The sequence below is a fragment of the Chitinophaga sp. RAB17 genome (assembly GCF_052114225.1).
Classification (GTDB): Bacteria; Bacteroidota; Bacteroidia; order Chitinophagales; family Chitinophagaceae; genus Chitinophaga.
The window spans coordinates 115,428-126,386 of record NZ_JBFREI010000005.1; the positions used below are offsets into that span (position 1 = coordinate 115,428).

Genomic DNA, 10,959 nt, shown 5'->3' on the forward strand with positions numbered 1-10,959 from the left:
TTTGCTGCAGTAACTATTCAGGATGTTCCCGGACCCTGTTGGAATCCGGAAATATCCTGAATAGTAATCACTGCTTATCCAGTTTTACAATTTTTTGCACTTTCGTTTTTCCATCATTTGTTACCTGCATCAGGCTGCCCTGCTTGTCGGCAATGGTGGTAACGGGAGCGGACACCGCGAAGGAAGTACGCAGCGTTTTAAGAGGTGGATGCAGCGCAGATAAAGGCGAGCCGGGTCGCATTGTAGCTGGTCGCAATGACATGACAGATAAACCATGTTGCATAACATTTTTTTAAAATTGTTAAAGAATAAATAGAAACTTTATTCAGCTTCTACATGGTTTCCAGACAACGAATGTTTTATAAAAAACACTTGTCAGATACGGGGATTAAGTACCTGATCATTCAAAAAGTAAGGGCAAGGCTACGCCAGCATAGCAGTCTGTTACCGCCAGTCAATTGAAAACTATAAAAAATGAAACGTACTATGGGGCACTTTATAAAGCCGAACTAAGGTTTTTTTTAATCATTATCTATTATTGTTTCAGGGTACTTTCAATACCGCTGTTTTTCTAAAGCCCCAGTATCCATATCCTGCTATATATTTTTTGGCGTACGATAATGGCATAACGGTGCGAAATACACCGGTAGCCGGGCCTGTTTCTTTCACCACTATCCTCTTCACCTTATCTTCATCTGTCTTTAATTCCACCCATCCCCAATCAGGTATATCCGGGTGAATATCGAGCGGTGCTTTTAATTCAATAAAAATCGCTGCACCTTTCTTCGCCCTTTTCAGCGGCCGGCCGGCGGCATCAACAAATTGTATGTTAATCGCATGCAGGGATGAAAAAGTGAGCGTGGCCATCCAACCCCGGTTTGAAATAGCCCAGCCTTCTGTGGCATAGGGGTGTGATCCTATCTTATCAGTTAGGGTATCTTTTGATGTTATCTCTTTAACCTGACCAGGCAGGCGTGGAAAATCAGCGTCAAGCGGAGTACCATCCAGCGTACCTCTTACAAGTCCCAGCTTACCAAATCCATTGGGATGCGCCTGTGGCCAGCCATACTCTACCCCTTTCCAATAACCATCAATATTTAATCGTTCACTGCTCTTATTACTGAAATGTGCACCCAGCGGATTAAGGCCGAATACGAAATTGATTTGTGACCATGCCTGTTCCCTGGCAGCGGGTTTATTAAGGACATATGCGGCGGCAAAAATACTTCCACCAAGAGCCGGCGCACCACCCAGTTCTTTTGTTTTAGGATGCGCCCATTCTGTATCACTGTGTACCCGGTACTCCCAGGGGTTGCGGCTATTCGACAGAATAAAATCCAACCAACCCTGCAGCTTTCCACTTGTACCTGCCGGTGCTTTTTCCGGCGCCACTAAAAGAAAGAACGCCAATGCCTGGGGGGTAATATGCTCCGCATTCCTGATCCACCACATATGCCTTGGATTATTGAAGTTCCAATTGCGAATAATATCTTCCGCCCCTTCCTGTGCCCAATGCAGAAACTGTTCAGGTTTTCCATCTTTCTCCTGCTGCTCACACAAATACATGAACAGGTTACGGAATACAGACTGCCCGAATGCATTACCCATTTCGTTAAATTCCTGGTAACCGGGATCCACCCACTTGGTACTGTAAGTCCAGTAACGAACTTCTTTATGCCGGTCGTAAGCCTTCCAGTTTTCAAGGCAGGCATGACGGTAACGTTGATATTTTTCTTCAGATAAATATGGTTTCAGAAAAGTATGATACGCTGCACATACTGCTGCCAGCTGATCAAGGGTATTCCAATAATCGTATTTCATTTTTGGCGTTCCATCATAACCCAACCAGCCATGCCGGGTGGCTACCGGGCCGTTATACGACAGGTGATAATAGGCAAACTCTGCATGCCATAAAATAAGCGCTATCAAATCCGGAACACTATCTTTCCCCATTTCATTTTTCCAGTTATCAAAAAGTGCCGGATTAGATGCATACAACAACAATTCGAACGGCGCTTCAAGGGTAAAGGCTCCTCCATCGCGGGAAGGGCCACCGCCATACACTTTTGCTTCATCCGAATGTTCAGGATCAGTAGATCCGCGCACATCTATAAAAAATTCGTATGCCAATTTGGAAGAAAGTAATTCCTGGAAAAATGGCTTTACCTGGAAAGGCACCGAAGGATTTAACCCATTCACCTTTGCCACATATTCTTCGGTACCGGGATAAACAGGATTGAATGCGGTGAAATCACCGCTATAATTTTTTATGACCCCTTTGTATAAAAGATGTCCTGTTACTGCCCCTTCAATGGTAAATGGTGTGCCGTCCGGGATTCCCCATGCCACCAGGCGTTTGGACTCTCCCGTATTATATCCCGCCTGGTTAACAAGCGTTCTTTTCAGGGCATCAGATTGTGCTATCGCTGTTTGCGATAGCACCATACAAAGAAGCCATATTATCCGATATCTTTTACTCACTTTTTTATATCTTATTATTTTCAATAAATATTTTTCATAGCATCCGGCAATTGCGCTGTACATAAACATTCATTGTCCATACCTCTATTGCCGGCAAAAATAAATGCCTTCTTAATCGCATCATGATTTAAGTTATAATCTAAAGATGGATCGAATGAGGTTTTCCTCCTTCCAATAAAAATTGTTTGACGATATTACCATACCTCACTGCGTAAGTACCTGTGCGCGACGCTTTAAGTACGGCCTTTTTCAATTGGTGGCCGCTCCAGTAAATATCAACCGTTACGTTGCCCCGGGATTTAAGGCCTTTCACATACCCCTCTGGCCAGGCATCCGGTAAGGCAGGCAATAAATGAATTGCTCCTTCATGACTCTGCAACAGCATCTCTGCTACGCCAGCTGTGTAACCAAAATTGCCATCGATCTGGAAAGGTGGATGCGCATCGAAAAGATTGGGATACAACCCGCTTTTCTCTCCTGATCCAGCCGAAATAGCGGGCCGAATGAGTCGTTTCATTTGTTCATGTGCATAGTTGCCCTCTCCTAATCTTGCCCAGATATTGATGCGCCAGGCCGTACTCCATCCCGTACTTTCCATGCCCCTGGCCAGCAATGACCGTTCTGCGGCCCTGGCCCACGCAGGTGTTTGCTGTGGCGTGATCCAGTGCCCCGGATACACCGCGAAAAGGTGGGAGCTATGACGATGATGATCTGTGGAATCATCCACATCCTCCATCCATTCCTGCAGTTGCCCCCACTTGCCCACCTGTGGACCTACTAAATTCCCCCGAAGCATAGTCACCTGCTGTTGCATTACCTCATCTGTTTTAAGAACAGCGGCTGCAGCAAGGTAATTGCTGAACAGGTCGTACACAATCTGTTGATCGTAACTGGCGCCCGGATAAGGGCGCTTATCGCCTTCCTTCTTCCCCGGACCATGTTCCGGTGACCAGCCATCAGGGGTAATTAGTTTTCCATCAGCACGTTTAACCAGGTGTGCTTCCCAATACTGAACAATTTCTTTTAACAACGGAAAAGCTCTCTGGCGGAGAAAACTGGTATCGCCGGTATATGCGTAGTGCTCCCAGAAATGCTGTACAAGCCAGGCGCTGCCCGGACGATGCATCCGCCATTTGCTGGGACCTCCCATAATATTATTGGTACTATAAGCCACCCAGCCTGCCGGAACTTTTAATGCACTATCGTTGCTCTGTTTGTTTACTGCAGCCAGGTTTTCTACCCAGTCGAAATAAGGGAAATGGCATTCGGACAAATTAGTAGGTTCTGCCAACCAGTAATTCATCTGAATGTTAATGTTGGTAGTATATTGAGAATACCATGCAGGCTTCGATTCATTATTCCAGATTCCTTGCAGGTTGGCAGGTAAGCCTCCTTTACGGGAAGAGCTGATCAGGAGATAACGGCCATACTGGAACAGCAGGGCTTCAAATGCAGGATCTTCTGCCCTCTTGCTATATGCCAACAGCCGCTCTGTTACAGGGCTTTCATTCGTGGCGCCCAGGTGCAATGCCACCCGGTTAAAAAGAGCCGAAAAATCCTGGCTATGTGCCGTTTGAAGTTGCTTAAACGGTTTTTTCAGTAATTTATCCAGTTGCGCGGAAAGCTTTGTATGAGGTGCATCCCCCAGATAATGGTAACCAGAGAAAGGCTTAAAGTTAGTACCAGCCACTAACTGCAGGGTTAGTTCATCTGCCTGCTGAATGACCAGGGAAGAATCGGTACGCTGCATCCGGCCACCTGTGTGCATTACCTGTACAATGGCTTCATACTTCATCGTATTTCTTAAGTCACCTGCAAAAGTTATCCGTGGACCGCTCACTTGTATGCCCGAAGACCTTACATCGCGCAGCATTATTTCTACATTTATTTTTCCCCGGCGACTCGCATTCGCATGCATAATAAACGCCTGATCCGGATAACTTACAAAATACTGCCTGGTATAATTTGTTCCTTCATGATCATAACTGATTTCCTGTACGCCACTGTTGAGTAGCAGCCGTCGCTGGTAATGACTGGTATCCAGGTGCCCCCAGCGGACATAAATATTTCCGAATGGCTGATAATATCCTACGGAGTCTGTGGTACCTGTACAAAGTGAGCTCTCATTAAACTGAATGCGGTCAGTATCGGTGCCTCCGAAAACCATGGCGCCCAGCGAACCATTGCCTGAAGGAAAAGCCTCCAGCCAGGCTGTTGCGGGGCGTTGGCTGATCATCTGTAATTCAGCCTGCCTGCTGCTTTGGCTTTGCGCCGTCAGCAACTGAAAATAGCCAAATAGCAAGGCTGCTAGTAGATAAATTTTTCTCATACTATTCCTTCTTTTACCTGAGCATTTTCTTGTAATACATTCGCTGTAGTATTTTTATTCATTTTTGTTGTCATCCATCCAATCAGCGCTGCACCTACTAAAATGCAACTGCCCACTCCCATCACAATGACCGACGCCTTTGTGGCGATTATACCAAGTATGAATACCCCCAGTCCTACCATCGCCATCGCTATGGCAATGACCTGAATACCAAATTTATTTTGGGCCGTAGCCGCCTGGTGTTGTAAGATATCATTGGCTGCTTCAGTTGGCGGCTCGCTCAAAATTCCGGATATACTGATACGTCCATGCATTTTGTAATACACTTCAAAGCTGTACAATAACAACAGTGGCGTAATCTGACCAATGATGGTTTCCCAGGTTTTAGTTAATCTCACATCGAAAATTGCTGGCAGGGCCAGTTTCAGGAACAGGTTTACAAACAACATGGTAATAGTGACGGTAACCACAGAAAATGCCGTTTGACGCCGTGAAAATAAGCTCCAGATAATGGGTGCACACAAGGCGCCTCCCGCAAAGGAAGCTATGCTCAGTACAAAGTCCACGATACCCCCTATTTTGGGTATCAGCAAAGCGATGATCACGGTACAAATACCAAATACCACGGTAAATATTCTGGCTACCAAAATCTGTTCTTTTTCACTGGCGCCTATCCGGATCAGCTTTTTATAAATATCAGTAGCAAAAACAGTAGCTGCCAGGTTAATGGTGGTATTGGCCTTGCTGGAAGTAGCTGAAATCATTCCAGCCAGCACCAACCCAATTAACCCTGCCGGTAATACTTTCTGACAAACCATCATGTAAGCGCCTTCGGCGCCAAGGCCCGCCAGATCAGGGTTCATGATACGGTAAATCATGGGAGGGATCATCCATATAACAGGACTGACAAGGTAGAGAATCGTAAAAAGCCAGGCTACTTTCTCCGCGCTCTTTTCGTTTCTTACACTGGTATACCGTTGCACATAACTCCAGTTACCACCAATATACATGGTTTGATATACCACAAATGCCAGCATAAAAGGAACCGTATATTCATCGTTAAACAGCTTGAAGAAACCCTCAGGTGCTTTGGTAACAAGATTAGCAGGCCCTCCTATATGTTCAAAAGCAATTGGTATAACAATCAATACCGAAGCAGTAAGAATGACAAATTGTACCACATCTGTTACCAGCACCGCCCACAATCCTCCGGCAGCTGTATACAGGGCAATAATTACCCCTATAATGATGATACAGGTTTCCAGCGAATAAGGCGTGGCTACCTGCACCATTTTCCCTACAGGATATAATACAGAAGCAGTGGTGAAAAGACTAAGCCCCAGCACCAGGTAAGTATAGAATTGCTGTGTGCCGGTATTGAAACGCTTACCAATATATTCAGCCGCCGTTTTTACACCTGTACGCTTCCAGCGTTTGGCGATAAGCAGTGCTACAATGCCCCCGCTGATAGCCATCGTGAGTTGAATGGTATTGGCCACCAACCCATGTTTATACGCGATAGAACCCCATACAACAAAGGTGCCGGCCGAAAAATAACTGATGAACAAAGAAAGACCGTTGATCCACCAGGGAGTTTCACCACCTGCTTCAAAAAAAGCCTGCCCGTTTTTGCTGCCCACCTTTGTAAAAGCGAGGCCGATACCAAAGATCAGCAGCGCAAATACCGCCAAAACAATAAAATCTAAATGTATCATATCAATATTTTAATAACACCGGATAGCAAATACCGCCGCAGGTACGTCTGCATCAGGGTGACTACATCTTAACACAAGTTGATCAGTGCACAAAGGTTGCGGTAACAACACCACGTTCCTTGACTGATAATTGTCCGTCTTTCTGTAAACTTCATTTCCCATCGCATCTTCAATGACGTAATTCCTTACACAAAATGGCATTACATGCTCAGGATGCCCCATGAGCACCGTTTCCATGGGATGATCAAAATCGGTATCAAAATACAGCTCTATGCGGGAAATCGTTTGTTGTTTTTCCCACTGCAACATAAGGGCAGGTTGCGGGTCTGCCAGATCAGCTACCCAGGCATTCGGCCGGTTGGTAGGACGATCAATCCCGTTTTTAATATTCTCAGGACCAAATACCGTTAATGGTTCCGTGATTTCAAAGGCTATATTCTGTCCCTGGGGCCTGCGCTCCGGACACCAGAATTCAAATGCTTCCATACCAATTCCGGGGGGTGGATCCTGCCGGCCATAATTGGATACGGCCACATTCACGGAGTTGAAAACCGACAGTATTCCGGTAACGCGATGCCTGGAATAATACAGGGAAACATGTGGATTTTTTTCGAAGGTGATAAATACATAAGTATCCTTTTCCAGCACCGCATCGAAAATAAGTTCCAGGCAATTGTACCCGGGCTCTATAAATAATACATGCTGATCAAGTGTTATCTCAGGGGTATAATTACCGGGATCGTTACTAATACGTAACGAAACCGTAAGTTCCGACACCACATTGGAGGTTGCGTAAAATGTAAATGCCGGCACCTTACCCGCTTTCAGCGGCACCATCTGCGCTACAGACTGATCTATCGTACGGCGGATACCATGTTCCTGCAGTCCTGAAGGTCCCCATTTGCTGCTGGCCTGCACATTTGCCAACTGCACCAGATCACGCGTATCCAATCGCGCTACCTTAGGAATATAAAAACCCCGTTCCAGCAATAATTGCTGCAAGGTGGAAACATGTCCTTGTTCCCGGAGTTCCCGGGGTTGTAACTGCAAGCGGTTACATAAGGCCGCAGCTGTACCTACCACCTGTGCAGCAGCAGCAGCCGTGGCCATTACGCGGGTGGAGCCAAATGCTACGTGCGTGGCGCTGATAATACGGCCAGCCAGAAAGAGGTTTTTAATATTACGACTGTATAGTGACCGGTAAGGAACCTGGTAAACGCCTTTGCTATGCCATTGATTACAACCGGGCTTTTCGCTGAATACGCCATCTGCCGGATGCAGATCTATACTCCATCCTCCAAAGGAAACAGCATCTTCATGCGCCTGCTGTTCCACAATGTCCTGTTGCCTGATCATGTAGTCTCCCTCAAAGCGGCGGCTTTCCCGCTTGCCGGGTATATGCCCCACCCATTCGAGCGTGAGCGTTTCTGCCTCCGGAAAGTTCCCGGAATTTTTGATATAATCCCATACGCCGTACACCACTTTCCATAATTCCCACTTAATGTTTTCTGTATCTGCTACCGTATCAAGCCGGCCACCAAATTCTATCCACCAGAGTTTACAGCCAAATTCCTTTGCATTAAAAGAGCGGTAACGCGGAATATCCGTAATCTCCTTCAATGCAAAGGAGGGTGGCATGTATTTAACTGGTTTGCCGGTGTCTTTAGAATAAAAATAAAGACTGTGTCCCAGGAGCTCTCCATATTCTTCTGTTGGTGCGAAAAGTTCTCCAAACTCCTCCTTTGATTCGGCGCCAATACGAAATGCAGCACCAGCCAAAAAACCAACAATACCATCACCGGAAGCATCGATAAATATTTTACCTTCCAGGAGATACCGTAGCTGATTCTGGCTGCAAAAAGCTTCTACACTATAAATAGTGTCTGCATCCAGCTTTTGCAAATCAAATACGGCGGTATTAAGCAACAACGTAATATTGCCTTCCTCTGTTACTTTTTCCAGTAGAATAGTATCCAGGATAAGCGGATTCCCTTCCGGGTTACGGTACATATTCTCCACCAGTATTTCTTCCACAATACCGCCTTCCCGTGCCCAGCGATTGTTATTACCCATGTGAGAAGTAGCGCCCAATACCCACAGCCGTACTTCGCTGGAAGCATTGCCTCCAAGCACAGGCCTGTCCTGCACCAACACTACCTCCTGCCCTTCCCGGGCCGCCGCTATAGCGGCACAAACACCCGATAGTCCACCGCCTATCACCACCACATCCACTTTCATCTTTACAACATTCAGGTGTCTGTAGTCCTGTTCCCTGCTAACCTGCATTTTTTATGATATTTAGATTCATTGAAATAAAATTCATCTTCCCCTATGTCTACCTAGTATCCAGTGTTTTGAGTGAGATTCGGATTATTGGCGATATCTGAATACGGAATAGGTAATAAATTCATATTGTCATTAACATAACTGAATTCACTTTCAGGCTGATTATATTCATCTGCCAGATGGGCGCGTATAGTACCCGGGAGTATCCCCCAGCGCTTTAGATCAAACCAGCGATGGCATTCAAAGGCCAGTTCCCTTCTTCTTTCCTGACGAATCAGGTTCATCAACTCTTCGGGAGAGCTGTAGGTAAGATCAGCCAATAATGGCATGGCCGGTGAGCCGTAAGTACCACCATGAGCCTGCCGGATCTGATTCAGTTGCAACATTGCCAGGTCCGTATTAGCGGCGCCGCCCAGGTTGGTCAATGCTTCTGCATACATTAACAATACATCTGAATAACGTAACCAGATAAAATCATCGGCATTATCAGTAACAGTTGTAGTCAGCTCGTCATTGTATTTACAGGCCCTGTTGTTACTGCTTACATTTACACTCATGCGGGGGTCCGCCCATTCATATACGGACTGTGGGTTTGGGGTAATTGTAAATATCTGACCTGGCTGAAAGTTTTTCACACTTGTGCTAACAGCACTGGTACTACTTACCCAATTAAAATCAGGGCTTGTTGCGGAATTGCTGATGCTGCAAAAGAAACTATTGGTGCGCATACCTACCGCCGCAATACCGCTATTGACAGGATCACTGGCCTGGTTATAGATCATCTGAATTTTCCCGTCGGCTTCATATAACTTTACCTGGAAGCTGATATTGTTGGCGATGGTGGTGCCGGTTCTCCAGCTCCAGTTTTTCCACTGTACCGTCAATACCCGGTTAGGGGCCGTACCGGACGTGGCATAGGAAGCCTCTCCTCCATATCCGTTCAGGTTATCAATTAAGGGCGCGATCACCTGATCTTTCGTTACATTAAGGACAGGTGCAGCATTCACCCGGGATGCGAAACTAATGAAGCCATTGCTGCTCATATAAAATTTATCTACCGGAAATCCTCCAAACCTGAAAGTAAATCCGATGGGCAGCGCACTGGAAATAGCATCATCTACCTGAACAGCAGGAACTTTTACTCCTCCCACCAGGTCACTATAGCCATTTGTTCCTGCCGTGAAAATATATGGTTTTGAAAAGGCGGACGAAACATTCATCATGGTACTATAGACATAGTTATACTTCATTCGTGTATATGCCAATGCATTGGCTGGCATGCCGGAAGTGCCTTTGGTATAAAAGATCCGTTCCTTATCGGCAGATTTATTGGAGGCTGCCGTACTGAAAATATTGGTATAGCTTGTATTCAAATCTATTTTATATACCGCCTTGTTATCTATCAACTCTTTTAATTTATCTGCCGCCAGCTGGTATTTCGACACGTCTCTTAATGGGTATCCGGCCATCGTTAGATATACTTTACCCAGCAGTGTCTTTGCGGCGGCCTTTGTGGCACGGCCACCATTATTGTCATTATAGGAATAGGTATCATCAAGGTTTACTTCAGCATATTGAAGGTCCTCAATGATCTTTTTATAAACGTCAGCTGCCGGGGTACGCGCAGGCCTCAGGTTATCCGGATCCACGCTTGCCGGGTCCGTCATTAAAGGCACGTCACCGAAAAGTTGCACCAGCCGGAAGTAATAAAAGGCACGCAGGAACCGCGCTTCTGCCTGTACCCGTGTTATAATTTTCGGGGTGATTTTGGAAGAGTCCTTTGCATATGCGATCACATTATTGGCTCGTTCGATCACGCGGTATGGCGTTGACCACATGGATTTGATATTAAAATGTTGTGACGTATAGGTCAGATTTTCCAATTCCGTTCTGGAGCCTATATTAGTAGGCACTAATATTCCATCATCAGAGATCATTTCGAGCGCCTGAATAGTATACATATCTATCACTTCAGTCCTCATCGCCTGATAAACACCGTTTACAGCGGCGATGGCATCAGCATCTGATCCGTAAAATTCTGTAAGCGTAATGAGAGATCTGGGATCTTCCTCCAGGAATTTCTTACAGGAAACACACAATAAAAGCCCGCATATGAGCATCATTTCAATTCTTTTCATAACGATTATT

6 protein-coding genes are annotated in these 10,959 nt (G+C 45.8%); all 6 read right to left on the reverse strand.

The genetic code is table 11. The features are described from left to right. Positions 1–67: 67 nt before the first annotated feature. The 6 genes from AB4Z08_RS18315 to AB4Z08_RS18340 all read right to left on the reverse strand — a co-directional run bounded on the left by AB4Z08_RS18315 (position 68) and on the right by AB4Z08_RS18340 (position 10,949). Complete coding sequence (locus AB4Z08_RS18315) at positions 68–283, reverse strand: hypothetical protein (protein WP_441575211.1); 216 nt, start codon at positions 281–283, stop codon at positions 68–70. A gap of 260 nt (positions 284–543) precedes the next feature. After that, on the reverse strand, positions 544–2,445 hold the full coding sequence (locus AB4Z08_RS18320; RefSeq protein WP_441575212.1) for a hypothetical protein: 1,902 nt from the start codon (positions 2,443–2,445) through the stop codon (positions 544–546). A gap of 175 nt (positions 2,446–2,620) precedes the next feature. After that, complete coding sequence (locus tag AB4Z08_RS18325) at positions 2,621–4,810, reverse strand: glycoside hydrolase family 95 protein (protein ID WP_441575213.1); 2,190 nt, start codon at positions 4,808–4,810, stop codon at positions 2,621–2,623. Next, positions 4,807–6,525 carry a sodium:solute symporter family protein gene (locus AB4Z08_RS18330; RefSeq protein WP_441575214.1) on the reverse strand — a complete coding sequence of 573 codons (1,719 nt, stop codon included), beginning with the start codon at positions 6,523–6,525 and terminating at the stop codon, positions 4,807–4,809. The genes AB4Z08_RS18325 and AB4Z08_RS18330 overlap by 4 nt, the downstream gene beginning before the upstream one ends. A 9-nt stretch (positions 6,526–6,534) precedes the next feature. Beyond that, on the reverse strand, positions 6,535–8,811 hold the full coding sequence (locus tag AB4Z08_RS18335) for an FAD-dependent oxidoreductase (RefSeq protein ID WP_441575215.1): 2,277 nt from the start codon (positions 8,809–8,811) through the stop codon (positions 6,535–6,537). A gap of 53 nt (positions 8,812–8,864) precedes the next feature. Further along, positions 8,865–10,949: a RagB/SusD family nutrient uptake outer membrane protein gene (locus AB4Z08_RS18340; RefSeq protein ID WP_441575216.1), complete on the reverse strand. Its 2,085-nt coding sequence runs from the start codon at positions 10,947–10,949 to the stop codon at positions 8,865–8,867. Positions 10,950–10,959: the final 10 nt, after the last annotated feature.

What these genes read in the sequence shown, in the direction of transcription:
- AB4Z08_RS18325 (WP_441575213.1), bottom strand. Translation starts at nt 4,810, where the DNA reads ATGAGAAAAATTTATCTACTAGCAGCCTTGCTATTTGGCTATTTTCAG.
- AB4Z08_RS18320 (WP_441575212.1), bottom strand. Translation starts at nt 2,445, where the DNA reads ATGGTGCTATCGCAAACAGCGATAGCACAATCTGATGCCCTGAAAAGA.
- AB4Z08_RS18330 (WP_441575214.1), bottom strand. Translation starts at nt 6,525, where the DNA reads ATGATACATTTAGATTTTATTGTTTTGGCGGTATTTGCGCTGCTGATC.
- AB4Z08_RS18340 (WP_441575216.1), bottom strand. Translation starts at nt 10,949, where the DNA reads ATGAAAAGAATTGAAATGATGCTCATATGCGGGCTTTTATTGTGTGTT.
- AB4Z08_RS18315 (WP_441575211.1), bottom strand. Translation starts at nt 283, where the DNA reads ATGCAACATGGTTTATCTGTCATGTCATTGCGACCAGCTACAATGCGA.
- AB4Z08_RS18335 (WP_441575215.1), bottom strand. Translation starts at nt 8,811, where the DNA reads ATGCAGGTTAGCAGGGAACAGGACTACAGACACCTGAATGTTGTAAAG.